The organism is Treponema sp. OMZ 799, from assembly GCF_024181365.1.
Taxonomy (GTDB): domain Bacteria; phylum Spirochaetota; class Spirochaetia; order Treponematales; family Treponemataceae; genus Treponema_B.
In genome coordinates, this window is the sequence record NZ_CP051301.1 from 2,391,011 (window position 1) to 2,416,966 (window position 25,956).

General features: G+C 39.3%; 23 protein-coding genes. 7 read left to right on the forward strand and 16 right to left on the reverse strand.

Annotated features, from left to right (window positions below):
• Positions 1-136: 136 nt before the first annotated feature.
• From E4O04_RS11030 to E4O04_RS11045, 4 genes are all read left to right on the forward strand, one after another.
• The gene (locus E4O04_RS11030; protein WP_253708011.1) at positions 137-5,695 is read left to right on the forward strand and encodes an alpha-2-macroglobulin family protein; all 5,559 of its coding nucleotides are present in this window, start codon (positions 137-139) and stop codon (positions 5,693-5,695) included.
• A 1-nt stretch (position 5,696) separates the two neighbouring features.
• Complete coding sequence (locus E4O04_RS11035) at positions 5,697-6,080, forward strand: ankyrin repeat domain-containing protein (protein ID WP_253708013.1); 384 nt, start codon at positions 5,697-5,699, stop codon at positions 6,078-6,080.
• Between the two features lie 14 nt (positions 6,081-6,094).
• Complete coding sequence (locus tag E4O04_RS11040) at positions 6,095-6,880, forward strand: hypothetical protein (protein ID WP_371922298.1); 786 nt, start codon at positions 6,095-6,097, stop codon at positions 6,878-6,880.
• Between the two features lie 83 nt (positions 6,881-6,963).
• Positions 6,964-7,674: a class I SAM-dependent methyltransferase gene (locus tag E4O04_RS11045; RefSeq protein WP_253687257.1), complete on the forward strand. Its 711-nt coding sequence runs from the start codon at positions 6,964-6,966 to the stop codon at positions 7,672-7,674.
• A 78-nt stretch (positions 7,675-7,752) separates the two neighbouring features.
• Here E4O04_RS11045 and E4O04_RS11050 read toward each other — a convergent pair whose 3' ends face one another.
• Complete coding sequence (locus E4O04_RS11050) at positions 7,753-9,810, reverse strand: S9 family peptidase (protein ID WP_253708016.1); 2,058 nt, start codon at positions 9,808-9,810, stop codon at positions 7,753-7,755.
• Positions 9,811-9,969: 159 nt separating this feature from the next.
• On the opposite strand from E4O04_RS11050, the gene E4O04_RS11055 reads away from it, so the two are divergent.
• Positions 9,970-11,592, forward strand: a complete 1,623-nt coding sequence (locus E4O04_RS11055) for an ATP-binding protein (protein ID WP_253708018.1) — start codon at positions 9,970-9,972, stop codon at positions 11,590-11,592.
• 43 nt (positions 11,593-11,635) lie between these two features.
• Positions 11,636-13,909 (forward strand): penicillin-binding protein 1C, encoded by a 2,274-nt coding sequence (gene pbpC / locus E4O04_RS11060; RefSeq protein ID WP_253708019.1) that lies wholly within the window; start codon positions 11,636-11,638, stop codon positions 13,907-13,909.
• Between the two features lie 40 nt (positions 13,910-13,949).
• Here the strand turns inward: pbpC and E4O04_RS11065 are convergent, their stop codons facing one another.
• On the reverse strand, positions 13,950-15,245 hold the full coding sequence (locus tag E4O04_RS11065; protein ID WP_253708021.1) for an L-cysteine desulfidase family protein: 1,296 nt from the start codon (positions 15,243-15,245) through the stop codon (positions 13,950-13,952).
• 74 nt (positions 15,246-15,319) lie between these two features.
• Positions 15,320-16,420 carry a formylglycine-generating enzyme family protein gene (locus E4O04_RS11070; RefSeq protein ID WP_253708023.1) on the reverse strand — a complete coding sequence of 367 codons (1,101 nt, stop codon included), beginning with the start codon at positions 16,418-16,420 and terminating at the stop codon, positions 15,320-15,322.
• Between the two features lie 148 nt (positions 16,421-16,568).
• Here E4O04_RS11070 and E4O04_RS11075 point away from each other — a divergent pair, with 148 nt between their 5' ends.
• A complete protein-coding gene (locus tag E4O04_RS11075; RefSeq protein ID WP_253708026.1) occupies positions 16,569-17,486 on the forward strand; it encodes an alpha/beta hydrolase in 918 nt (305 codons plus the stop codon).
• 7 nt (positions 17,487-17,493) lie between these two features.
• On the opposite strand, the gene E4O04_RS11080 is transcribed toward E4O04_RS11075, so the two are convergent.
• The 13 genes from E4O04_RS11080 to E4O04_RS11140 form a co-directional block, all read right to left on the reverse strand.
• Positions 17,494-17,976, reverse strand: a complete 483-nt coding sequence (locus E4O04_RS11080) for an outer membrane protein assembly factor BamD (protein WP_253687245.1) — start codon at positions 17,974-17,976, stop codon at positions 17,494-17,496.
• Positions 17,977-18,068: 92 nt separating this feature from the next.
• Positions 18,069-19,418, reverse strand: coding sequence for an OmpA family protein (locus tag E4O04_RS11085; protein ID WP_253687243.1), 1,350 nt, complete (start codon positions 19,416-19,418; stop codon positions 18,069-18,071).
• Between the two features lie 20 nt (positions 19,419-19,438).
• Positions 19,439-20,728: a LysM peptidoglycan-binding domain-containing protein gene (locus E4O04_RS11090; RefSeq protein ID WP_371922249.1), complete on the reverse strand. Its 1,290-nt coding sequence runs from the start codon at positions 20,726-20,728 to the stop codon at positions 19,439-19,441.
• The gene (locus tag E4O04_RS11095) at positions 20,728-21,771 is read right to left on the reverse strand and encodes a tetratricopeptide repeat protein (protein ID WP_253708032.1); all 1,044 of its coding nucleotides are present in this window, start codon (positions 21,769-21,771) and stop codon (positions 20,728-20,730) included. Before E4O04_RS11095 ends, E4O04_RS11090 begins: the two co-directional genes overlap by 1 nt.
• A gap of 65 nt (positions 21,772-21,836) precedes the next feature.
• Positions 21,837-22,280, reverse strand: a complete 444-nt coding sequence (locus E4O04_RS11100) for a YaiI/YqxD family protein (RefSeq protein WP_253687238.1) — start codon at positions 22,278-22,280, stop codon at positions 21,837-21,839.
• On the reverse strand, positions 22,277-22,576 hold the full coding sequence (gene zapA, locus E4O04_RS11105; protein ID WP_253687237.1) for a cell division protein ZapA: 300 nt from the start codon (positions 22,574-22,576) through the stop codon (positions 22,277-22,279). The genes E4O04_RS11100 and zapA overlap by 4 nt, the downstream gene beginning before the upstream one ends.
• 5 nt (positions 22,577-22,581) lie before the next feature.
• A complete protein-coding gene (locus tag E4O04_RS11110) occupies positions 22,582-23,043 on the reverse strand; it encodes a cell division protein ZapB (protein ID WP_253687235.1) in 462 nt (153 codons plus the stop codon).
• Between the two features lies 1 nt (position 23,044).
• Positions 23,045-23,404, reverse strand: a complete 360-nt coding sequence (gene rplT, locus E4O04_RS11115; protein WP_253687233.1) for a 50S ribosomal protein L20 — start codon at positions 23,402-23,404, stop codon at positions 23,045-23,047.
• 30 nt (positions 23,405-23,434) lie between these two features.
• Complete coding sequence (gene rpmI / locus E4O04_RS11120) at positions 23,435-23,635, reverse strand: 50S ribosomal protein L35 (protein WP_002668131.1); 201 nt, start codon at positions 23,633-23,635, stop codon at positions 23,435-23,437.
• Positions 23,636-23,661: 26 nt separating this feature from the next.
• Entirely contained in the window at positions 23,662-24,189 is a 528-nt protein-coding gene (gene infC, locus E4O04_RS11125; RefSeq protein WP_253687231.1) for a translation initiation factor IF-3, read from the reverse strand.
• 145 nt (positions 24,190-24,334) lie between these two features.
• Positions 24,335-25,054 carry a hypothetical protein gene (locus tag E4O04_RS11130; RefSeq protein WP_253708034.1) on the reverse strand — a complete coding sequence of 240 codons (720 nt, stop codon included), beginning with the start codon at positions 25,052-25,054 and terminating at the stop codon, positions 24,335-24,337.
• Positions 25,035-25,259 (reverse strand): hypothetical protein, encoded by a 225-nt coding sequence (locus E4O04_RS11135; RefSeq protein ID WP_253687227.1) that lies wholly within the window; start codon positions 25,257-25,259, stop codon positions 25,035-25,037. Before E4O04_RS11135 ends, E4O04_RS11130 begins: the two co-directional genes overlap by 20 nt.
• A 192-nt stretch (positions 25,260-25,451) precedes the next feature.
• Complete coding sequence (locus E4O04_RS11140; RefSeq protein ID WP_253708036.1) at positions 25,452-25,916, reverse strand: hypothetical protein; 465 nt, start codon at positions 25,914-25,916, stop codon at positions 25,452-25,454.
• Positions 25,917-25,956: the final 40 nt, after the last annotated feature.

Below are 25,956 nucleotides of genomic sequence, written 5' to 3' on the forward strand. Positions count from 1 at the left end.
TCGAATGCCGAACGATAGGAAGTACGAATGTCAAGTGCCGAATGTCGAACTTCGTACTTCGCCATTCGCACTTTAACATTCGCTCTTTTTTCTTTCTGCAATTGAAAATTTTTAACCTCTGTGCTATTATATAGCTATGAAAAGTTTAACCCCCTCATTAAAACAGCTTTTAAAAGCTCTTATTATTGTTTTGTCGGTATCGGTTTTTGTTGCCGGTTGTAAAAAAAGTGAACAAACCTTGCAAAATGCAATGGATGATATTGAAAGTGTAAGCTACGGAGCCTTAAAGCGGCTTGAGCCTATTAATGTGATTTTTAAGGAAGAAATAAAGTATCCTGAGAACCTCGAAAAGGCCTGCGTTTTTAATCCCAAGCCCTCAGGCGAATGGAAGATAATCGGTAAAAATCAAATAAGCTTTATCCCCTCATCGGCCTATAATTTTAAGACTGACCTAAACTTAGATTTGGATGTAAGCCTCCTCCTCGAAAACACCGAAAAGAAAAAGACTGTAAGCCTTACCTTCAGTATAGCCCGGCCGGAATTTATTCTTTTATCTGGGGAACTCATTCCTGACGAAAAAAAAGAAAATATTTTTAGATTTGAAGGTATAGGCGAAACGGATATCCCTGAAAGCATCACTTCAATAGAAAAGATGCTTACAGCCGATTTAAAATTGGGAAATACAAAGTCGAACCCGGCAATAAAGGTAAGTCAAGGACCAAATTCCAATCAATATAAGATCATCATAAAAGAAATAAGCAGAAAAAAAGAGGCACAGTATTTAAACATCTCATGGAATTTAGCGGCCCTCGGAGGAGCCGGAGGAGACTCCAGGGGTTTTACTGTTGCTGCCCAGTCTGTTTTTCAGGTAACTTCGTTTTATCAAGAAACAGGAAGCGAGATAAGTGTAAACTTTTCGGATGCTCTCGATCCGTCGCAAGATTTAAGGGGATTTATAAGGCTTGCATCTTCTCCCGAAATTCCTTTTAGATACAGCATCGACGGATACAAGCTTAAAATATTTTCACAGAGCGGAGTCTTTCCCGACAATACAAGGATATCGATTCTGCCGGGAATAAAAAATACAAGAGGAAAAAAGCTTGAGTCGGAAGCGGATTTTGCAATAACTGTTGCCTGGGAAAAGCCTATCATACGCTTTACAAAGACCGGAAACGTTTTACCGCCAAAAGATATGCAGGTAATTGTTTCTACAACAAACATAAACGGACTCATGCTTGAAGCATTTCAAATTTACGATAAGAACATGACGCAATTTCTTCAGGTAAACAGCATAGAAGGAAACCGAGAACTAAACCGTGTAGGAGAACCTGTTTGGAGACAAAGTTTTGATTTTGAATGGAACAACTCGATGAAGAATAAAACTATTCATCGCTCACTCGATATAAGTAAACTGATAAAAAAATTCCCCGGAGGAATGTTCGAGCTTCGTGCGAGCTTTACAAAAAAACACAGTATGTACCAATCTCCTTCAAAGAATAACGAGTTTGCACACCTTCCATTCCCCAAGGACATAAGCGAACTTGAAAATTTTAAAAACATTGAAACAGATTATTGGAACACTTCGGAGATAGAAGACGAGGATAGATACAACTTTTGGCAGCATAGAGAAAACCCGAATCATCCGGCCTTCTACCTCCCTTCTTACAGTAAATACTGTATGGCGACGAAGAAAGTTCTGGTTTCTAACATAGGCCTATCTGCAAAAAAAGACAGAGACGGTAAACTCTATATAAGCGCCGCCGACTTATTGACGGCAGAACCTATGAGCGGAGTCAAGATAAGCTTATTCAACTTTGCTCAAAAAGAATTGGAGTCCGGAAAAACCGACAGCGACGGACTTTTGATGCTCAAAAACGAAAACCAAGCATTCCTTATCAAAGCCGAAAAAAACGGAGATGTCAACTGGCTTCCCCTTAATTCCGATATACTTTCTACAAGTCACTTTCAGGTAGAAGGCGAATCTTCAAAAAAAGGAGTCAAGGGCTATATTTACGGGGAACGCGGAGTTTGGCGGCCGGGCGACGATATTCATCTGGTATTTATCTTACAGGATTTGGAAAAGAACCTCCCCAAAGATTATCCCGTTAAATTCTACCTTGAAGACCCCTTAGGCAAAAAAACGGAGTCCAAGGTCTTTACCTCTTCGGTGGACGGTTTTTATAGAATAGATACTAAAACTAATCCTCAAGACAAGACCGGCACTTGGTATGCAAGGGTTACAGCCGGAGGAAAAACTTGGTCTAAGAGCATAAAGGTTGAAGCCATTGTGCCCAACCGTCTTTTTGTAAATCTTAATCCAAAAGCAAAATATTTTTCGGAAGGATACAATCCGGCTGTAATCGGAGGCGAATGGCTCCACGGAGCTAAGGCCTCAAATCTAAAGGCCGAGATTTCCGCCCGCTATGTCTTAAACAGAAATCCATTTGAAAATTATAAAAACTATAATTTTATAAATCCCGAGCTAAGCGTAAGCCAAGATCAAAATCAAATTTGGGAAGGAAATTTAGACGATTCGGGAAAGGCCGATATAAATCTTTATCTTTCCACGGAAGCTAAATCTCCCGGAAAATTAAAGGCTGTTTTTGAAACAAGGATATACGAACCTTCCGGTGCCTTCTCCATGGAAAACAAGGTCTTCGATTATTCTCCTTATTCCCGCTATGTCGGAATGCAGATTCCTAAAAGCGATGACGAATACCGCGAGATGCTTTATACGGGAAAAGATCAGAGTTTAAATTTTGCGGTTGTAGACCCTGAGGGAAACCCGATAAAAGAAAATGTAAACTTAAATGTTAGCCTTTATAAACTCGAGTGGTATTGGTGGTGGGAAAAAGATGAAGAAACAGCCAACTATACAAACTCAATACATACCCGTCATGTAAGGGACTGGAGCATATCGGCAAAAGACGGAAAGGCAAGGCTGAACATAAAGGTAGACAACGGAAGCTGGGGCCGATATTTGATTATGGTTTCGGATCCGAGCGGCGGACACAGCTCTGCTCAGGTTGTATACTTTGACTGGGAAGGCTGGGCAAGCCGAAGAACAATTGATGAGTCAAGCGATTCAATCATAATGCTCACAACCGACAAAGCAAAATACTATGCAGACGAAACGGCCGAAATTACCTTCCCCGGTTATGAGGGTGCAAGGGCACTCATCACGGTCGAAAAAAACGGCAAGGTTTTAAAACAAGAATGGGTAAAATCTAAGGGGAAGATTTTTTCGTACAAAATAAAACTGGATCCTTCTATGGCACCGAATATCTACGCGCATGTAAGTTTAATACAGGAGCACAGCCAGACAAAAAACAGCCTCCCCATAAGAATGTACGGTATAACACCGGTAATGATAGAAAACAAATTATCCCGCCTAAGTCCCGTCATAAATACGGAACAAAGCTTTGAACCTAACAGCAAGGTTTCGTTTACGGTAAGCGAAGAAAAGGGAAGACCTATGACCTTTACGGTTGCCGTTGTAGACGAGGGATTACTGGGACTTACAGCCTTTTATACGGGCAACCCTTGGGACAGCTTTTATAAAAAAGAATCTTCACAAATTGCCTCTTGGGATATTTACAAGTATGTAATCGGAGCTTATAGCGGAATGATAGAGTCGATTCTTTCGGTAGGAGGCGGAGGCTTTATAGACAATAAGACCTCAAAGAATGCTGAACGCTTTAAACCGATAGTATACTTTTTCGGCCCCTTCGAAATCAAGGCAAAGGAAAAGAAAACAATCGAATTCGATCTTCCTCAATACATCGGAGCCTTGCGCATCATGGCAGTTGCAGGCAAGGACGGAGCCTACGGCATAAAAGAAGAAACCGTAAAGGTAAAAAGCGATCTCATCGTAATGCCGACCCTTCCCCGCACCATGGGCATAGGAGAAACAATAGAGGTTCCCGTAACGGTTTTTAACGGAACCTCTTCCGAAAAAAAAGTAAGGGTAGTTTTAAAAAGCGAGGGAGCCGTAAACTCAAACGAAACAAAAGAAGTCAGCATCCCTGCAAATTCCGATTCTTCCGTTTTCTTTACGGTAAAAACGGATAAGGGAGGCATTGCAAAATTCACTGCGGAAGCTTCAGCCTCAGGCATTTCAAAAACGGCAAAGGCCTTTACGGAAATCGATGTACTTTCCAGAGGAACGCCCTACTCTACGGTTGAGCTTATAAATATCGAAGCCGGAAAGACTTTTGCAAAAACTCTTCCGCTAAAAGGCGAAAACGGAACAAAGAGTTTAAGCGTCGAAATATCCCAAATGCCGGCCCTCGGCCTTGAAAACCGATTGGCCTATCTTTTGGGCTATCCTTACGGCTGCATAGAGCAGATCACTTCCAAGGCCTTCCCGCAATTATACCTGAACACTATAACGGCCTTAGACCAAACCGAAATCGACAAGGCTAAGAGCAATGTAAACTCGGTTCTGGACCGCTACATAAACTATCAGCTTAGGTCGGGCGGATTCAGCTATTGGCCTGACGGAGGATATGAAAGTGCATGGGCTACAAACTACGCAGGACACTTTATGGTAGAAGCCAAAAAGGCAGGTTACGAAGTAAACGACAGTATCTACCAAAGTTGGCTTTCTCATCAAATCGAAACGGCGAAAAACTGGGCAGGAACCTTCGCAGACAGCATGGAAACTCAAGCCTACCGCCTCTACACTCTTGCCCTCGCAGGCAAACCCGAAATAGGAGCTATGAACCGCTTAAAAAATATGGAACAAAGCCTTAATTCCGTATCACGAGCCTTCCTTGCAAACGCTTACAGCCTTGCAGGACACAGCAGCACAGCCAAAGCCATGCTCGAAAAACTATACGAGCCGACAAGTGTTTACAGAAGCACAGGCGGAAACTTCTCGTCGAACATCAGAGACCTCGCCTTAATATTAAATGCCTACACCATGGCCGGAGAAAATGCAAAGACGACAAATCTTATTTCGAAGCTTGCAAAGATTTCTTCAAGCAATGAATGGCTTTCGACACAGGAAACGGCTTGGATTCTTTTAGCCCTCGCTCCTCACTATGCCTTTGACAAGAATAAGAATATAAGCTACGAAATTGTAACTGAAGCAAACGTTATCAAAGATAAATTAAACAATACATCAAAGCTTCATAAGATTCCTGTAAATACCGAAGCGGAAAAAAAGATAGAAATTAAAAATACCGGAAATACGCCAATCTTTGCCGCAATCAACACAGCAGGAAGGCTTAACCCCGGAAGCGAAACACGAATTGAAGAAAACTTAAAACTTGATATTGTCTATAAAAATGAGGACGGGCAGGAAGTTTCTCCTGACAACTTAAAAAAAGGACAGAGGTTTAAGATGAGTGTAAGAGTTCACAATAAGACCCAAGGAGCTCTTGAAAACCTTACCCTTTCAATCCCCATCCCGACAGGCTGGGAGATTACAAACACAAGGCTTGGAGGCGATGACGATACGGATTCGGAAGACAAGCGTAACACAAAACGCCTATACGACTTCCAAGATTTAAGGGACACCCATATTTACACCCACTTTGCCTTGGACGGCTATGGCACAAAGGCCTTTGAGTTTACCGGAACCGTAACTTACGGAGGAGAATACTATATACCGGCAGTCTTTGTCGAGGCAATGTACGATTACGCCTATAGGGCCATCCTCCCAGGCACAAGGGTAAAGGCTTTTGAGTAATATGCACATTGACGAATTTATACAAGCTGCAAAAAAGAACGATGTTGGGCTTATAAAAGCTTATTTACAAAACGGTTTTGATATTAATACTCAGGACAAGGACGGATTTACGGCTGTTATGGAAGCAGCCGAATTCGGCTATAAAGACTTGTTTTGGTTTTTAATCGAAAAAGGAGCAGATGTTTTAATTAAAGCGGATTATAGTTTTTCGATAATTCACGCCGTCGGTTTAGGCGGCGACAAAAAAATGCTTGACTATGTAATCTCAAAAGGTGCCTGCATAGATGAAAAAGTTACAGGCGGAGAACAAGACAGTATGACAATAAAAGATTATGCTCTTTTAGCAAAGAATGAAGAATTAATTACTTACTTAAAATCTTTATAAAACCGGAGAAAATGATGAAAAGCAAACTAATGATTTTATGTTTAAGCTTATTATTGACAGCCTGTGCTCCAAAAGAAAAACAAGAAATCTTTGTTAAAAAGATTGATCATTTTATGCTGACCTGTAAGAAGCCCAAAGAATTATACGACATGCTGGTATATACATTTGATTTACCAGTCTCATGGCAGTACCGCAGTATGGGTAATTTTACAAGCGGGGGAATAGAATTCGGGAACTGTGTATTGGAAGCGATTGACTTTAAAATAGAAGAAGACATTGAGGGAATACTGGGAATGGCCTTTGAACCTGCAATGAAGGTTTCGGATATACAGGACAGGCTAAGAGAAAAAGGATTTAAAGAAACAAATCTTTATTCAAATCAGTATTGGAAAAATCTAATCTGTAATGAGCTGTCTACAGGAGGAACAGTCTTTTTTTGCGAGTATCAAATTCCTGTCAACAGACCGGAAAAAGAACCCGGAGGAAACCTAGGGATTCGATATGTAGAAAAAGTAAAAATAGCATACAGCGATTATACAAAGACCCTCGATTTATGGAGGAAGCTTCTTGTTCCGCACAAAGAAATTAAAGAAGGCTTTTGGGAAATAGAAGCCTCCCCAAATATCGAAATAATCAAAGGCGATTACGACAAGTTTATAAGTTTTGAAGTAAAGGTTAAATCCTTAGAGAAGGCGCGATCCTTTTTATCGGAAAAAGATTTAATCGGTAAAGATACGGGCTCATCGGTTTATACCGACCCCCAAAAAACATACGGAGTTCTATTCGAGTTTACCGAGTGAAGGAGCGAATGTCGAAGTGCAAAGTTCGAACTTCGGCACTATTAAAATATCTGTTATAATTTTTAATAAGAAGAGGATGCCTTATGAAACTTTACGATTTAATTGCAGAAAATTACGAAACAATTTTTCCTCTCGAAAAAGAAAAAGTTGACTTTATTAAAACTTTTTGTAAAAAAGGAAAAATTATCGATGCAGGATGTGCAACGGGAGAGCTTTGTTTTACTCTTTTAAATGAAGGTTTTACACCAACCGGAATAGACCTAAACATAAAAATGATTTCGATTGCACAAAATAAAATAAGACCTTCCGCTTCAAATATAAGATTTGAAGTTGAGGATATGCTCAACATTGTAAAATTCGGGCAACTCAACGCCGTATTCTGTTTCGGCAACACTCTTCCTCACCTAAAAAATAAGAATGAAGTTTTTTTATTTTTTTCTTATATTTATAAAAGCCTTTTAGGAGACGGAGTTTTTATCTTCCAGATATTAAATTACGATAAAATTATTTCAGAACAAAAGGTAAATTTTAAAACAATCGAAAATGGGGATTTTATTTTTAAACGTTCCTATGATTTTGCAGAACAAGAAAGGCTTAAATTTATCATAAACTTTACGGATAAAAAAAATAACGAAAGTCTATCGGATCATACCTTTTTGCTCCCCCTAAAACAGGAATTTTTAAAAGAAAGTTTAAAAAAAGCAGGCTTTAAAAAGATAGGCTGCTATTCTGATTATAATTTTACCCCAAGCGATTTAACGGAATACTCGACAATCTACGCTGCAGAAAAATAAGTGCTTAAGGTATAAAGAAACCGTTAAAAGTTCACCGCAAAACCTTGACCGGAATTGCGGTGATTAAAGAAACAAAAGCTATTTATCTATCCCTACCATGTTAAGAATAAAAGCATATTCAAAGGCTGTGTCCTTAATTCTGTCATAGCGGCCGGTAGCGCCTCCGTGGCCTGAATCCATATTCATGTGGAGGATTAAAATATTATCCCCGGTTTTCTTTGCGCGCAGCTTTGCCGTATATTTTGCAGGCTCGTGGAAAAGAACTTGCGAATCGTTTAAACCGCCTGTTACAAGAATGTGCGGATAATCTTTTGCTTCGATATTGTCATAGGGTGAATATGAAAGCATGTAGTTATAGTACTCCTCCTCGTTCGGGTTGCCCCACTCTTCGTATTCGCCTGTAGTAAGGGGTAAGGAATCGTCGAGCATGGTGGTAACAACGTCTATAAAGGGAACAGCAGCTACAACCGAATGGAAAAGATCAGGACGCATGTTTGTGACGGCTCCCATAAGAAGACCGCCCGCACTTCCGCCCATGATTGCAAGCTTATCCGGCGAAGTATATTTTTGAGAAATCAGGTGCTCGGCACAGGCTATAAAATCGGTAAAGGTATTCTTCTTTTTTAAGAGCTTACCGTCCTCATACCATTGCTCTCCCATGTCGCTTCCGCCCCTGATTTGAGCAACTATGTACACAAAACCCCTTTCGACAAGGCTGTAAACGCTCGGACTAAAATACACATCAGAGCTGTAGCCGTAGCTTCCGTAAGAATATAGAAGAGCCGGAGCTGCGCCATCCTTTGCCAAGCCTTTTTTATAAACGGCAGCCATAGGAACCTTTACTCCGTCTTTTGCCGTTGCCCAAAGTCTCTCTACAGTGTAGTCATCAGGGTTAAAGCCTGACGGAACTTCCTGCTGTTTTAACAAGACCGATTTTCCGCTTACTATATCGTAATCGTACAAGCTGTTGGGGCGGTTTAAGGAGGTGTAGTTATAGCGCACCTTACAAGAAGTGTATTCGGGGTTTGCCCCCAAATAGGCCGTATAAACGGGTTCGGGGAAGGAAATATTTTTGACCTCGCCCGTTTTAAGAGATTTAACTTCAATCTCGATAAGGCCGTTTTTGCGGAGCTCTAACACAAGGTAGTTTTCAAATACGGAAACGGCTTCAATGCGTACATCTTCGTCATGGGCTCTTTCTTCCTTCCATGTAGATTTATCCGAATAAGAAGAAAGAGGAGCGGAATAGATCTTGCCGTTTAGGTTTTGCTTATCCTTCCAGCGGATAAAAAACTTTTCCTTGTGAGGATGAACGGAGTATTCCGTATCCTTAACTCGCGGAAGAAAGCTCTTAAATTCTTCTTCAGGCTTATCGGCGCGTATAAAACGATCTTCGGAAGTTGTAGAACTTGAACTTGAAATAAAAATAAAGTCCCTTGTTTTTGTACCGCTTACATAGCAGGAAAACTTTACATCCTTTTCTTCGTAAACAAGAGTTCCTGCCTCTTCATTAAGGCCTTGGCGTAAGACCTTGCTTGAACGCAGGGTGCTGTCGATTGCGCTGTAAAAAAGAGTTCCGCTGTCAGATGCCCATGCCGCAGAAGCGGCTCCGTCGTAGCTAAAGCCGGTGTCTTTTCCCGTTTCAAGATTGCGCACTTTTAAAGTAAACTCAGCAAAGGAGCCCGTTTCGTTATAAAAATAACAGGCCTTTTTATTATCAGGGCTTACTATATAATCCATAAAAATAAAGGCCTGTTTTCCTTCTGCCATCTTGTTCACATCAAAGATAATTTCTTCATGTGCATCGAGGGAAGCTTTTTTTCTGCAATAGGTTCGGTACTGCTTTCCTTTTTCGACGCGGTTGTAATAATAATATCCGTTTTCAAAAACGGGATAGGTTTCATCGTCTTCTTTTATACGGCCTACAATTTCATCGTAAATACTCTTTTGTAAATCTTTTGAAGAGGCCATTACCGTATCCGTATAAGCATTTTCTGCATTTAGATAATCGATAACATTTTTATCGGTCTTGTCCTTAAGCCAATAATAATTATCGGTTCTCGTCTTTCCAAACTTCTCGAAATTCGTTGCTTTTATTTCCGCCATGGGCGGTTTTCCAAAATCGGATTGCTTCAATTTGTTTCTCCTAAATATAATTTTCTCCATTATAAGCCCTTTCTAACTTTATGTCTACGGCATGTTACGGTCATTCATAAGGATAAAAATAAAAGAATTTTTAGATACTGCAATTTTTATTTTATTGTCAACTTTGAGTTTTTCTGTTATACTAATCTTATGAGTACTGTAAGAAAAATGCCCATAGGCATTCAAAGTTTTGAAAAACTTATAACAAACGGCTTTCTTTATGTAGATAAAACAGAATATGTATGGAATCTGATTAAAAATCCTGCTCCATACTTTTTAAGCCGTCCGCGCCGCTTCGGGAAGAGTCTACTGCTTTCAACTTTAAAGGCCTACTTTCTCGGTCAAAAAGAACTCTTTAAAGGCCTGGCCATCGAAAAACTTGAAGAAGGCGAAAAAGGTAAGCGGGAAATCTGGCAGCAATATCCGGTTTTGTACTTAGACTTTAACATTGCAAAATATGAAACAAGGGAAGACTTGGAAAGCCTTTTAAATAACCATCTTTGCAGATGGGAAGAAGTTTACGAGAGCAAAGATGCCGAAAAAACTTTTAGCGAGCGTTTTTTTGGAGTAATAAACCGCTCTTATGAAAAAACCGGCAAGCAGGCCGTCATCCTAATAGACGAGTACGATAAGCCCCTCCTTCAAACAATGTGGAAGGACGAGGCCTTAAACGAAACATACCGAACGATCCTCAAAGGTTTTTTCGGCGTTATTAAAAGTGCCGATTATGCAATACGCTTTGCCTTTTTAACGGGAGTGACAAAATTCAGTAAGGTAAGCATCTTCAGCGACTTAAATAACTTGAGGGACTTAAGCCTCTTGTCGGATTATTCGGCTGTCTGCGGTATTTCGCAAGAAGAACTTGAAGCAGACTTTAAACCTGAAATTAAAGCCTTGGCAGCAAACAATGACTTGAGCTATGAGGATGCTCTTTCAAAATTAAAACAAAGATATGACGGCTACCTCTTTGCAAGAAAGGGAAGTGCTATGTATAATCCCTTCAGCCTATTAAATGTTTTTGAATCCCGAGAATTTTCAAGTTATTGGTTTGCAACGGGCACCCCTACCTTTTTGGTTGAGTACCTAAAAAAGGCCTATTATCATATTCCCGATTTGGACGGAAATGTTCAGCTTGATGAACATGGGCTTAACGAATACAGAGCCGACCCCATTTTGCCTATTCCCATACTCTTTCAGTCAGGCTATCTTACGATTAAATCCTATGACAGCGAATTTGAGCTTTACCGCTTAGGCTTCCCTAACGATGAGGTCCGCTACGGCTTTTTACATAATTTACTTCCTGCCTATACATCAATCACTTATGATAAGACAGGATTCTCCGTTATGGAATTTACCAAGGCTGTGAGAGAAGGGGATGTAGACTTATTTATGCAAAAGATGAAGGGAATAATTTCAGGGATTCCCTACGACGCCTTAACCGAAAAAGATCTGGCCTTGAGGGAGCAAAACTATCAGACGGCCGTTTACCTTGTGTTCGCTCTTATGAATCAGTTTGTACAAACGGAAGTACACTGTGCAACAGGAAGAGCAGACTGCATTGTTGAATTAAAAGACAGGGTTTATATATTCGAGTTTAAGCTCGGCTCAACGGAAACAGCTGAAGATGCTGCGGCAAAAAATGCCGTAAAACAAATAAAAGAAAAAAACTATGCCGACAAGTATTCGGGCAGCGGAAAGAAGATAATAGCCGTGGGTGCAAGTTTTGATGAAGAAAAAAGGACAATCAAGGATTGGTTGATCGGTAACTTGTAATCATTAAAAGATCCGTTTTAATAAAATATTTAAAAGCATACCTATGGACAAGAATATAAAAAAGATTTTAAAAGCATTGATACCGCCCTTCGTTTCAGGCTTGATAGTTTTATTTTTAATAATTTTTTTTACACCGAAATTTAAAGCCGATTATTCTTTTACCCTTTACAGCTCTGACGGAAAACTATTGGGTGCCTCTGCTGCAAGGGACGGCCAATGGAGATTTCCACAGGGCTCAAAGCTGCCTGAAAAATACAGGGAAGCCCTCCTCACATACGAGGACAAAAACTTTTATTTTCATTTCGGAATAGACCCTCTTTCGGTTTTTAGGGCGGTCAAAGAAAATATAATAAACGGAAAAATAGTTTCGGGGGCTTCGACAATTACGATGCAGACCGCCCGCCTTTCAGAAAAAAATCCGCTTAGGACTTTTAAGCAAAAGCTAAAAGAAAGCTTTTTGTCTCTTTTTTTGGAGCTTTCCTATTCAAAAGAAAATATCCTTAACCTTTACTCTTCGCATGCGCCCTACGGAGGAAACGTTGTAGGGCTTGAAGCCGCTTCGTGGCGGTATTTTGGGAGAGCACCTGACGATTTAACATGGGCAGAAGCGGCCTGCCTTGCAGTTCTTCCAAATCAGCCATCTCTCGTACGCCCGGGAAAAGGAAGCGAAATCTTAAAACAAAAAAGAGACAATCTTTTATACAATCTTTTTTTGCAAAAAAAAATAGATGAAGAAACCTATGTCCTTTCTCTTGCGGAACCCGTTCCCGATAAACCCAAAGCCCTTCCGCAAAAGGCCTACCACTACCTTGAGTTTTCAAAAACACAAAGCTCCAATCAAAAAAACATAAGCAGTCTGGATGCCTCTTTACAGGAAATAGTTTTTGAAATTGCAGATCATCATTTTAAAAGAAATCTTTTAAGCGGAGTTTACAATACGGCCGTTTTAATTTTAGATACCGAAACGGGAAAAACTCTAGCCTATATAGGAAACACAGGGCTTCAAAGTGCGAATGCAAAAAACGAACATGTCGATATGATCTATGCCAGACGGAGTTCCGGGAGCTTACTAAAACCTTTTTTGTTCGCGGCCATGCTCGACGCGGGAATGATTTTACCTGATCAGCTCCTCATCGATATTCCGACAAAGATTGCAGGCTACACGCCTCAAAACAGTAACTACACGTATTCGGGAGCAATCCCTGCCCGAAAGGCTCTTTCATATTCTTTGAACATTCCCTTTATACGGGCCTTACGAGAATTTACCGTACCTGCCTTTTTGGATATTCTAAAGCGGTCGGGCTTTACCACCTTTAACCGCTCTGCCGATGACTACGGCCTTCCCTTAATTTTAGGCGGAGGAGAGATAACGCTTTACGAAATTACAAACACTTACAGGAAGATGATGTTAAGGGCGCAAAACAAGCTTGACGAAAAATTTCCTTTTTCTTCCGCTGCCTCTAGGATCACCATGGATGTCCTCACAGAGGGAAACCGGCCTGAAGAAGAAGCCGTCTGGCAGCTCTATGCAGAAAACCAAAAAATTGCATGGAAAACGGGAACAAGTTACGGAAACAAGGATGCTTGGACCATAGGCATTACGCCTAAATATTCCGTGGGTGTTTGGTGCGGAAACGCCTCAGGCGAGGGAAGGCCTGAAATTACAAGCACAAAACTCGCTGCCCCCATCCTCTTTGAAATTTTTAATATTCTTCCAAAGTCCGAATGGCCCGAACAAGAGTTAAAGGATTTTGAATTTATCAAAACTTGTGCAGATTCGGGCTATCCTGCAGGAGAGTTTTGCAACAGCACAAAAGCGGTTTTAAAACCGAGGGAAAGTCATTGCCAAGGCACCTGCCCTTACTGTAAAAGCGTTTCTTTAAGTCCCGACGGCAAGTTTCAGGTTAAGGCAAACGACATAAACGAATTACCTAAAATAGAAAAAAGGTTTGTCCTTCCGGCTGCAGCGGAATATTTTTATAAGCAGGGTCATCCCGAATATAAGCCCCTCCCCCAATGGCTTCCTAAAAGCACGGCATCAAATAAGGGCGAGTTTGAAATTCTATTTCCCGAAGACGGAACATCGGTTTATATCCCGACAGAGCTTGACGGCTCTCTCGGTGCCTTGGTTGCAGAAGCCGCTCATAAAAATCCTGAGGCGGTAATTTACTGGGATTTGGATGGAGAATATTTAGGAAGCACTAAGACTTATCATCAAATGAAGATTCAGGCTGTAAGGGGGAGGCATGAGCTCACCCTTACAGATAACAGGGGAAATACCCGCAAAAGAATTTTTTACGTCTTAAACGAGAATTAGGAACATTCCAAAAACTATGTTAGTTTTTTTAAATTGACCATTAGTCCTTGAGCATTACTTGAAGCACGACCTCGTCGGTCTTGTGCATTCCCTCGGCCGCGACTACACCGATACCTGCTATGGTTTTTTCGATATCGTCCTTAACTACTCCGTCGCCTCCTGCAAAGAAGTTTCCTTCCATTGCAAGCTCGTGAGAAAATAGGGCCGAGTCCAAGGCAGAAGCGATTTTAGCGGCGCATGACTGCTTGGCTCCGTCACAAAGAATTCCCGATACGGTTCCTAAGGTGTTTGCTATTGTTCCACATATTTGTTCATAAGAGCCGCCCTTCATATAGGTAATAGCAGCAGCACAGGCAGCTCCGGCAGTTACGGCCCCGCAATAAGCAGAGAGTCTTCCGATTCCTGTCTTTTGGTGAATGGCCAAAAGATTGCTTACAATAAGACAGCGGATTAGTCTTTCTTCATTTATCTTATTTTCGCGGGCATATACCACAACAGGAACGGAAACGGCTAAGCCCTGATTTCCGCTTCCCGAATTGGTAATAACCGGATAAGAGCAGCCGCACATACGGGCATCGGAGGCAGCGGCCACTTCGCCTTCAGCCTGAACCTTAACCGAAAAATGATCGCCTTTCCTTTGATTGTATTTTAAAATATTTTTTCCGGTTTCAATGCCGTAAGAATTTTTTAAACCGTCTTCGGAAACACGCATATTATATTCTATCTGCCTGTTTATTATAGGAGCAACTTCATCCACCGGAACAGTATCTGCAAATTCCAAAATATCTTTTACGTTTAAGCAGGACCTATCGGTCAAGGCCCCTGCGGCAGAGTTTAAGCTGTACGGCTTTTCGAAAATAACTTCATCATTCTTTTTAAGAAGGACAATATTGGTATGTTGATGAATTAGCTCGGCAACTCCCGTATCGCCGTTTAGTTTTCCGGTAATCCTTATGTGAAGGCTTGCGGGTGTATCCATGAGCTTAAGCTTAGTGCAGGACTTGGCTAAATACTCGTGAGCCTGTTTTACATGTTCTTCGGTAACATCGGCTAAAACTTCCAAGCCCTTATCGGCATTTCCTCCGATAAGACCTATCAAGGTTGAAGCTTCCATTCCCTTCATTCCGCCGGTATTAGGCACAATAACCGACTTTGCATTTTTAATTATATTTCCGCTGCTTTCAATCAAGATTTCATCGGGGATTCCTCCCATGATTTTACGCAGATTGGCAGCTGTGTAAGCGATTGCTATAGGCTCCGTACACCCAAGGGCAGGAACCAACTCTTCTTTTAGAATTTGAACATACTTTTCTTTTTTTGATTTATCTAAGCTCATACTCTTTCTCCAAATTAAAATTATAACCTTATCTTAACCGGATATTAAAATCATGTCAACATATCGGATAAGGATTACTTATCATCTCCTGTAATTGTTTGGGCCAATCTAAAACCTAAAATATATCCCGGATTTACAGGCACGGCATAACCCCAAGATTTTACTCGGGCAAAGGCCGGCGGATTTCTTGCAGAACCGCTTTTTATAATACGGGGACGGGCACCCATATTATTGATAGGATCTATAAATTCTCCGGGCTGTCTTCTATTATATCTGTCAAAGCACCATTCCCAACAGTTACCGGACATATCGTAGAGGCCGAGCCTGTTAGGTTTTTTTTGACCGATAGGATGAATATCTATAACCTCAGTTATTGCACCTGCATTTAAAAAAGAACTGTTCCCGGAATGCCAGGCATAGTCATCCGCTGCGTTAAAGTCATCGGTACCTGCAAAGCCGAAATTCCAATCGGGAGCGGAAACATCGCCTCCCCTTGCAGCAAATTCCCATTCAGCTTCAGTAGGCAATCGGTATCCGTTATTTTTCATTCTCACTTCAGGATTTTCACTCTTTGTTATCTCAAGAGAATTACGTAAAACCTGTCCGTCATAAAAATAAACAGGATCAAGACCTTCTTTTTCGCTGAGGGCATTACACCAGATTATTGCATCGCTCCATGACATTTTAGTGACGGGATAAAGACCGCATTTTACGGTTTCATAAGGCAGACCAAGAGATTCCGCTTTTTTTCTGACATCAGGAATCTCGTATAAGTCATCAGGACTTGAACCGGAGGTCATAAAAATTCCGGGCTGGCCCATAGACTGAAATACATATTTATGCTTGCTTTCGTTAACAGCCCAATTGTATACCTCGTGCCAAAAGGTAAAAGCAACCTCATATTTTCCTATTTTGTAGGGACTTAAAGTGATGCTCCGCCCTTCCAAAAATACCCCGTCATCTCCCTTGCCTATTACTGTTACGCTCTTCCTTGTAACATTTATCATTGTCTTAAAATTTTCGATTGAATCATAGGGATAGTTTATAATTTTTTCACGGGTAAAAAAAAGCAGACCTCCTATTATTGCCGCGGCAAGAAATAAATAAAATATATTTGTCTTAGCATAAGGATCCATATTTTTAATTTTTTTCAAAAATTGCTTAAAAAAATGCATACATCCTCCAAAAAACGGTGATAAGCTTTATAACATATTAACGGTAAAAAATCAACAAAATAGATTTTAAAGATAAAATAAATTTTATCTTTTTTTTGATTGAAAATTTTATTTTTATGGATTATACTATTTTTATGGGGGATGATTTATGCAGACAATTTATCAAACAATGAGCGATGGGTCGGCCGTTGCAGTTCATCAGTGGCTGCCCAAAAAAAAGCCTAGGGCTGTAATTCATATAGTTCATGGCATGGCAGAACATGCATTAAGATATGCCGACTTTGCCGAAGATGCATGTACACGCGGGTTTACGGTATTTGCATCGGATCATCGAGGGCACGGTAAAACTTGTGGAAATATAATGCTCAAAGGTTATCTTGCCGATAAAGACGGCTTTAAGCGGGTAGTAGAAGATCAAAAAGAGATAAACGAAGAAATTAAAAAGATTTATCCCGATATTCCAATTATAATACTGGGACACTCGTTTGGCTCTTTTATCACACAAAATTATATAGAAAACTACGGTAAAACCGTTAATGCCGCTATCTTAGTTGGAAGTGCAGGCCCGAACCCTATGATGAGCATTGCAGGCCTTGCAGCCGGCTTAAATAAGCTCTTTTCGGGAAGAAAAATACCCTCCAAGTTTATGGATAAACTGAGTTTTGGAGCCTACAATAAGACGGTCGATTCCCCCAAAACAAATTTTGATTGGCTTTCGAGAGATGAAAAAGAAGTACAAAAATATATTGATGATGAATTTTGCGGCTTTGTGTGCACTGTAGGTTTTTACCAAGACCTGATAAAAGGATTAAAACAAACCCACAGGAGCATGGAAATGGCAAAGATTCCTCCTGAGCTGCCCATACTCATTACCTCAGGCGACAGGGATCCTGTTTCTAACCTAGGTAAAAGCGTAAAAAAACTCTATGATATTTATAAGGCCAACGGTATAAGCGACCTTAACTTAAAGCTCTACGAAGGAGCCCGCCATGAAATCTTAAACGAAACAAATAAGGAAGAAGTTAAGGCCGATATCTTTGAATGGATAGAAAAACGGATAGGGTAAAGCCCGATTAAACTTGTTCTTCAGTTTTTTCGGGGTTATCCTTTGTTGTTTTTCTTAAGTTATATTTTTGAATATACTCTTGAGTCTTTTTATAGTCCTTTCTTGCAAGAACCAGATATTTAGGAGCAAGGCCGGCTCCTCCGGCCATTTCGTATCTGTCGATAATGGCTTTAAGCATATCATCGGCTTCAAGCCACTTGTTTTGAGTTATATAGATATGAGCAATTTCATATTCTGCAGCTGTCCTGATAGAGGCATCAGAGCCGTAACGTTTTATTACTATTTTATAATACTCAAGGGCATTTCTTAAATAACCGTTGTCAAGCTCTTCTTGGGCCCTTTGATTTAACTCAATGGGCGTAAGATTTCCGGGAACCGTTTCATCAGTCGGAAGACTTGAACAAGAAAAAAGCATAACTGATGCTGCAGCTAAAGTTATAAAACCGATTAAATTAAAAAAATAGGATCTTGCCTTAATTTTTTTTGTCATTTTTATTCTCCAAATTTTATTTAAAACCTGTGTTAATACGTCCTAAACAAACAATATTACAAAAAGTATCATCTTAAGCTTAATATAAGCGTTTATTCACGGATTACCGTAATCTCGACACGGCGGTTTTTTGCCATATTTTTTTCGTTATTGCTGGGAGCCTTGGGTACTGTACTTCCATAGCCGGCAGTCATTATCCTTGAGCGGTCAATACCCCGCTTAGAAATTTCATCTGCAATTCTTTCCGCCCTTTGAACCGAAAGAATCTTTTCGTCCTCAGGCCTGTTAAGATCTGCCGTATGACCTTCAATTAAAAATTTTGTATAGGGACCCAATTTTAAAAGAGCCTCAGCAATTACATCTATTTTTCCGGTCTCTTCAGGAAGAACATCGGGCATATCTGCAACGAACCTGATATCGTACATCGTTATCTTAATGATATTTTTAGGATTGGAAAGTTCAATTCCTTTTTCCTTACGTTTTTCAAGTAAGAGTTCAATATCATGATAGGCAAAGTAATAGTTTTCATCCGGAGGAGTAAAGGCTTCGGTAACATGGAGCATATCCTCATCACAGATTATGACTATCCGCCCTTCCTCTAAAAGCTTTAAGTTTTCAGGTTTTGACAAAATACGGCTGCTATCTTCCATCGAGATAATCGGATCGGTTCTATTTTGGCCGAAAACTCCTCTCGCTATGATACGCAGGGGCTCGGTACCCACATATTCCCTATAAAGTTCTTCATTAAGACTTGAAGAATATAAAACGATTCCAAGCTTTTTTGCAATTTTAGGATCTACCATATTCTTTTCGTATATCGTAGACATATCTGTATTCCAAATTTTAGGGAAAATACAGGGCTGAAGTTTCTCTTTTGTATACTCCCCATGTACGGGCAGCAAGCCCCTCGCATCGATTAAAATACCCGTATACACCTTGCTGACCGTGGTACTTGGAGGAATCGACGGAGCATAGGGGGTAGAATGTTTTATAAAAAGTTTTGCAATTTCATGCATTTCGGTGCTTGTTTTAATTAGCGCATTTGACAGATCATTTGAAAAATGAGGATTTTTATAGTTCCCTTTTTCGATTATCTTGTTTATGGTGTTTAAGTTTACTTTTTCTTCAGCAAGATAGTTGCCCAAGCGGTGGGAAGAGTCAACTACAACCGAAAGATAGATATCTTTTAAAAGAGAGGGCATGTATTTTTCTATCGTATTAAAAGCCGCATCCCTGTCACCGGGAAGATAAAAGCCGCTTTTATTCATATCAAGTTTTATTAAGGATTCGATTGTGCCCTTTTCCCAATTTTGAACGGAAGAAGATTGGAGAACAGGCTCATAGGCGGTTAAGGCTAAATTAAAAAGGAAGAAAAACAAAAAAAAGCCGCTTAAAGCCTTGGCATTTTTTAAAGCTGTGTTTTTATTTAAAAATTTGTTCATTTGCTTTATCCCCTTGCTTATCAGTTTATTATCGGCACCTTTAGTTTTTGACCTAAGGAAAGCACCGAATTTACTTCTATTCCGTTTTTTGCCGCAAGAGTTTCAACTTGAACATCATGTTTTAAGGCTATTGACCAGAGGGTATCGCCTTTTTGAATTATGTATACACCATTAAATTCAACATTTTGATCGTCTTTTTTACGCCTGTAGGAATTCACCGTTTTTAGAGCAGGTATTTTAAGCACCTGCCCTATCCTAAGAGCCGAAGCCTTGATACCGGGATTATAGTTTATAATCGACTTAATGCTTACACCGTAGTGTCTTGATAAGGCGTAAAGAGTATCTCCCGATCTTATCTTATAGCTGTAGTATTTTATAAGAAGGGTGTTTTTTGCGAGCAAGTCTTGAACGGCCTCCTTATGCTCCATAGGAATCCGCAGGTTATATTTTACATTGGGCGGTGTAATATTAAATTTTAAAGACGGATTAAGGGCCGAAAAAAGATCGGTATCAGCCTTAACTTTTTCTGCAAGTAAGATGATATCCACAGAGCGTTTTATCGGAATAAGCTCGGTGGCTTCATAATCAAGAGCTTCGCCCCAATCAATACCGTATTTTTCGCTGTTCATAAGAATTTCTGCAATAGCTAAAAATTTGGCGACATAGAGGGAGGTTTCCGGTTTTAAGAATTTTTTTTCGGCCAGATACCAATAGTTTCGGCTTCCGGCCTTTTTTATTGCCTTATCCAAGGCCCCTACCCCGCAGTTATAAGCCGCAAGGGCCAAGTACCAGTCATTATAATAATTATAATTCCATTTCAGTTTTTTTACCGCTGCAGCACTTGTTTTCCATGGATCCCGTCTTTCATCCATCCACTCATCAATGTGAATATCATATCCGCCTATACTGTTCCGCATAAATTGCCAAATGCCTACAGCCCCCGATTTTGACACAGCCTTAGGCGAAAAACCCGATTCTATTACCGGTAAAAACAAGAGTTCGGGAGGAAGATTTTCTCTGCGCAATTCTTGAATAATAAAATTGCGGTAAGGCCTCGATCTTTGCATAATGGCCTCCAAGTACCTTAAGCCGTTTTCGGTAAGATACTGATTCCTAAATTTTTCAATTAGGGGATATCTTGGAGGCACAATAACCGTACCGTGGAGCGATTTTTGACGGTTATAAGACAGGGAAATCTTGCTAAACTGTCTGAGCTTAGCTGATTCATCCCTTGTAAAATTTAAAGAGGCTGAATGAATGAAATTAAAACTAAAAAAAATAAAGACTATAAAAAAAAGCCGTATTTTCACTAAATTTTTTCTCCGTAGTAAATACCTGCCCATTCCCATCTTCCGTGAATTTCAGGATCTGCCGGGAAGTTGACCTTTCTAAAATACAGATACCATATTCTTGAATATTGATTCCAACCTGAGGTTTTAAGATAGGCCTCATAGGGTGTAGAGGAAGGGTCAATTTCGGATTCTATCTTTATATAGCTTCCGCGCATAAAATTTCTTAAAGAAAAATCGGGAGAACCGTAAATATCCGAAAGCTCCTGTTTCCACGCCATCGAAAAAAAGTTTACCTTTGAGCGGTACCTTTCCAAGGTATCAAAGTCCTTTCTCTGAATTGCAGACTTAATAATGGCCAAAAGTTCGTCAAGGCTTTCCATGGTCCAGCTCTTTGTTGAAGAGCTGTAGTCTACGATTTTTCGAGCATAGCCGTAATTGTCGGGGATGCCGGGTATAATCAAATCGAAACGTCCCAGTCCTATAAATTTTGAATAGCTTTGAATCGCCAAATGCCATTCTCCGAGCTTTTCGTAATTTTGTGCAAGCATAAAATAAGAATAAGCGGGATCTATGCTGTCATAAAAATTGGAAAGCAAAAGAGAATAATACTCGACAAGGCGTTTTGGATCAGTTGTTATATTTATCAAATTCTTTAAGCTTAAATATTGAATGGACTTTCCCGAAATTTCCATATCCTTATCCAGTTTTATAACTCTTTCAAAAAAATAAGCAGCCGGCTCATTCATTTTTTGTTCCATATATTCGTTTGCCAGCATTAAAAGCCAATAGCCCTTGTAAGTGTCATCAGGGTCGTTTTCTACAAGGGAGCTTAAAAAGACAATTAAAAGTTTATTTTTCTTTTTAACCTTGAGATTTTTTGCTATTCTATCCTTAACGGCAAAGCTCATTTCCTTGCTTTCCGTTTTTTTTAAAACTTCAATAAGAGTTTTTTGCTCGTCTTTTAAGTTATCCATGTCATCATATAAGTAAAAATCGGGATCTTGTTTACAGCTTATAAAAACAAGACAGAGCATGAACATTAAAATAAGTTTATTTTTCATCTGCTTATAATATCATTTTCTCCCTAAAAGTACAATAAGGACTTAAAACCTTGAATACGGGGTCCTTATTTTAAGGCCTTAGCCAAAAGGCTGTCTAAAAGATTTGAAAATTTCTGAATCTCTTTTTTACCGAAAGAGGCGGTTTTTTCCGGAGCGAGGCCGTTGGCCTGAAGCTCATACATAAAATTTCTTGCAGACAGGTAGGTATTTATATTGTCGCGGGTAAAAATTGTTCCCCTGTCGTTTATAACATAAAGCCCCTTATCTACCAAAAGTTTTGCCAAGGGGATATCCCTCGTTATAGCCAAATCTCCCTCAGCCGAGTTTTCGGTTATGTAGAGGTCGGTCGCCTGTTCCGTATTTTCGGTAACAACCATGCTTGCACCCTTAGGCACGGGGATTTCCCTGTTTGCTGCAAAGATCACGGGCAGCTTTAGACGTTCTCCGGCCTTGGCCGTAATTTGTCTTATTCTTACAGGGCACGAGTCGGCATCCACCCAGATTTTCATATTACCTCATTGATTTTTTCTATCATCCGCATAGCGGATTTTTCTATGTCACAAGCTTTTTGGATAAGATCTTGCGAATTTTGTTCCGAAAATTCTTCCTTGTAAAGCTCATCGGTAATTAAAATACCAGTAAGAATGGCAAGTTTTAAAGGATCGGTAACCTTCGAACTTTGCCTCACTTGATCTAAAACATTTAGATAGTGATTGTAAATTCGATTTAGGTATTCATCGGTTTCGTTGGCTTGAATGGCAAAGGAAGTTCCCAATACGTCTATATTTAATTGTCCTTTGCTCATTTTACCTAAAATATATCCATCTGTTTACTTGTATCGGAGGCTTGCCCCAGTACATCATCAAGGTCTTTTTGAAGATTACCGGAACCCGGTTCTTCCGAAACGGGATCTGCTGCAGGAGCTTGTTGTAAAGGGGTTTTAGGAGGAGGTGAAAAAGACTCCGGTTCAGATCCGGCTGAAACAGGGACTGCGGTTTCAAATTCAGAGGCAGAAGGCCTCATTTCGTGTTTTTTTGTATAAGAGGCATCCTCAAACGCACTTAATTGATTAAGTGCGTTGATTATTCCTTCCTCGATCTTAGATTGGTCATCCTTAAAAGTTACTATAAGCTTCTCTAATTCGGAAATCCGCTTGTCTCTAGCTTCAATTTCTTTTTTTAGAGAATCTTTTTCGGTATGAAGGCTTTTTATCATCTGTACAGCCCTTTCTACCTTGTTTTCAAGGAGCCTTACCTGATCGAGATTGAGCATATTAGACTCCTAAAGCCTTTTTTGAAGCTTCTACGACAGCCTTAAAAGCGGAGGGATCTTCGATTGCCATATTTGACAGGGCCTTTCTGTTTAATTGGATTCCGGCCTTGTTCATTCCGGCAATAAAGCGTGAATAGGAAATACCCTCAGCTCTAACGGCTGCATTGATACGGGTAATCCATATCTGCCTCATATCGCTTTTTTTATCTTTTCGTCCTACATAGCTGTGAAGCAAGGCCTTTCGAACTGCATCGCGGGCTGCCTTAAAGTTGGTACCACGGCGGCCTCTAAAGCCCTTGGCTTGCTTCAATATAGCTTTTCTTCTTGTAATTCTTCTATCACTGCTTGTTGATCTTGACATTATAAACTCCTGACTTCTATTTCAAATAAATTAACCGTAGGGCAATAGCTGCTTTCGCATCTTCATGCTGTCAGCCTCTGAAAGAATGGCCGATTTCTTAAGACGGCGTACACGTTTTTGAGATTTTTTAGTCATAATATGACCCTTGTTCATCTGCTTGTATTTTACCTTACCGCTTGCAGTAAGAGAAAATCTCTTTTTAGCAGCTCTTTTGCTCTTCATCTTAGGCATAAGTACCTCCAAAATTTATTATAAGCTTATTTTTTTTGTTTGGGACTCAATGTCATAGACATTGTCCGTCCTTCCATAGCAGGTTTTTTCTCGAGGGTACAGGCTTCTTCACCCCCCAGTTTTTCCAAAACCTTGTTTAAAACTTCATAACCGAGCTCTGTATGAGCAAGTTCGCGTCCCCAAAAACGCACGGTTACCTTTACTTTATCGCCGCCGTCAAGGAATTTTTTGATATGTGCGGATTTAAACTCAAGATCATGGTCGTGTATCTTAGGCTGCATTCTGATTTCTCTCATCATTTGCTGCTTTTGATTTTTCTTGGAGTCACGGAGCTTTTTCTCCATTTGAAATCGATATTTACCGTAATCTATTATTTTGCAAACCGGAGGCTTCGCGGTAGGCGCAACTTCAACAAGGTCAAGTCCGGCTTCTGCGGCCATTTTTACAGCCTCAATAGTGGGAACAATACCTGCTTGTTCGCCATTAGCCCCAATTAACCTAACCTCTCTCACGCGGATTTGATCATTTATCCGCAAACCTTTTACTTCAGCCAACGATTCTCCTTCTGCACCTTCCTTAAGCGTGCGATATAATAAAATTTAGGGTTAATTATATCGAAAATAAAAAAAATAGTCAAGCTCTGAAGATGAAAAAAGTAAAGAGGAAGAATATATCGATTTTATCGGCGGGGTTTAAAAATCAATAATATTTTTCTTCTTTTTTCATTCGTTCATATTCTTCAATAGAGGAGAATTCACTAAAATCGCAAATAATATTAAATATATAAAAATTACCTTTTCCGTCATCATACAATGAAGCAACAAAAGAAATACGAAGTATTTTTTCGTTACATTCTATAAAAATACTCTGAAAATAATCAATAAGCTGGTTATATGGCAGCGATGCATTTATAGCCTCGTGATCAAACCCATAAGGTCTATGCATCTCAGGCTTCTTTTTGTAAATAATATCTCCAAGAGAGAATACTGTAGTCAATGATTTAAAACAAGTAGCCGGGGGTTCCGTGTTAAATAGGTCGCTCTTAAAAATTACTTCTTCTATATCATCAGGAATACAAGAATAAGATCCTATATTGGGATTCTCATAGGCACTGTACGGCTTTTGCATATAAACACTAACCTTGTTTTCATAAAATAATGAAATAAATTTTTCTTCAGTTAATGTTTTGATATTATCAATAACACCTTGCATGTATTGTTCCACTTCTTTCTCTTTCTTTCGAGAAACTCTCTGCTTCCAAAGGATTCCCATTGAAAAAGCATCGCAATAAAAAAGCAATAAAATTATAAATATTATGCCAAATTTACGATCTAATCTCAAATTTTTTACCTCCCCTGCTAGGTATCTCTTTATAATACTATCTTTAATTTTTGTCAACTCACATAAAAATAGCTGCAAAAATACAAGTAAATTTAGTTTCAGTCATAATATGGCTGACACCGCTCTTAACATAACTATATGATGAAGGGAGAAAATTACTGTTGCGCCCTTTAGGTCTAAAAAAATTCCAATCAAGTAAAAAGCTTCTTTCATAAAATTCATCACTTTTTTTGCATGAAAAAATCAAAACAAAAATAATTAATAAAATACATAATTTTTTCATAATTAACCCCCTAATTATTATTACACAAAATATAAAAGCAAACAAGTGTCGTAGCTGCTATTTTATTTAAGTTGCAGATTTTCCATCTAACACAAAATCTGTTAATTTTGTTATTTCTTCATCTATTAAATATGCAAAATTGCTTATAAGATAAATCTAATTCTTTCATATCATACATCCTCAATTTCGTTATTATTTTCTCACTAAAAGAAATACAATAATTAATGCAACTAGAGGAAATAAAATACATGATAATATTGCTGTTATTTTATAAGCAAATCCCAAATCACCATTTTCTGCACGTTTCTTTTGTATACTTGATATGATCCACGCTCCTAAAAACCAAATTATTCCTACAATAAATATTATTAAAATTTTTATAGAACCATAATGATAGTCCATATTACCATAATATATCCTTTTAACTAAAATTATCGTAAAAATAATTAATATTATTGAAGGCAGTATTGTATACCTAAAAATATGGAACCATGTATCAACTGCCGGACTATCAAATACAATATTTTTTATTTTTTTGTTCAATCTTCCTAACCATGAGGCAATTACATATAACAATAAAAGAATATACAATATCACCCAATAAAGTCCGGGCAAGAACGACAAAATTGTAAAAAAATTATCTATGCGGCTTGACATTTATTTTCCCTCCATATTTTTATATCATTAGGTATCTCAT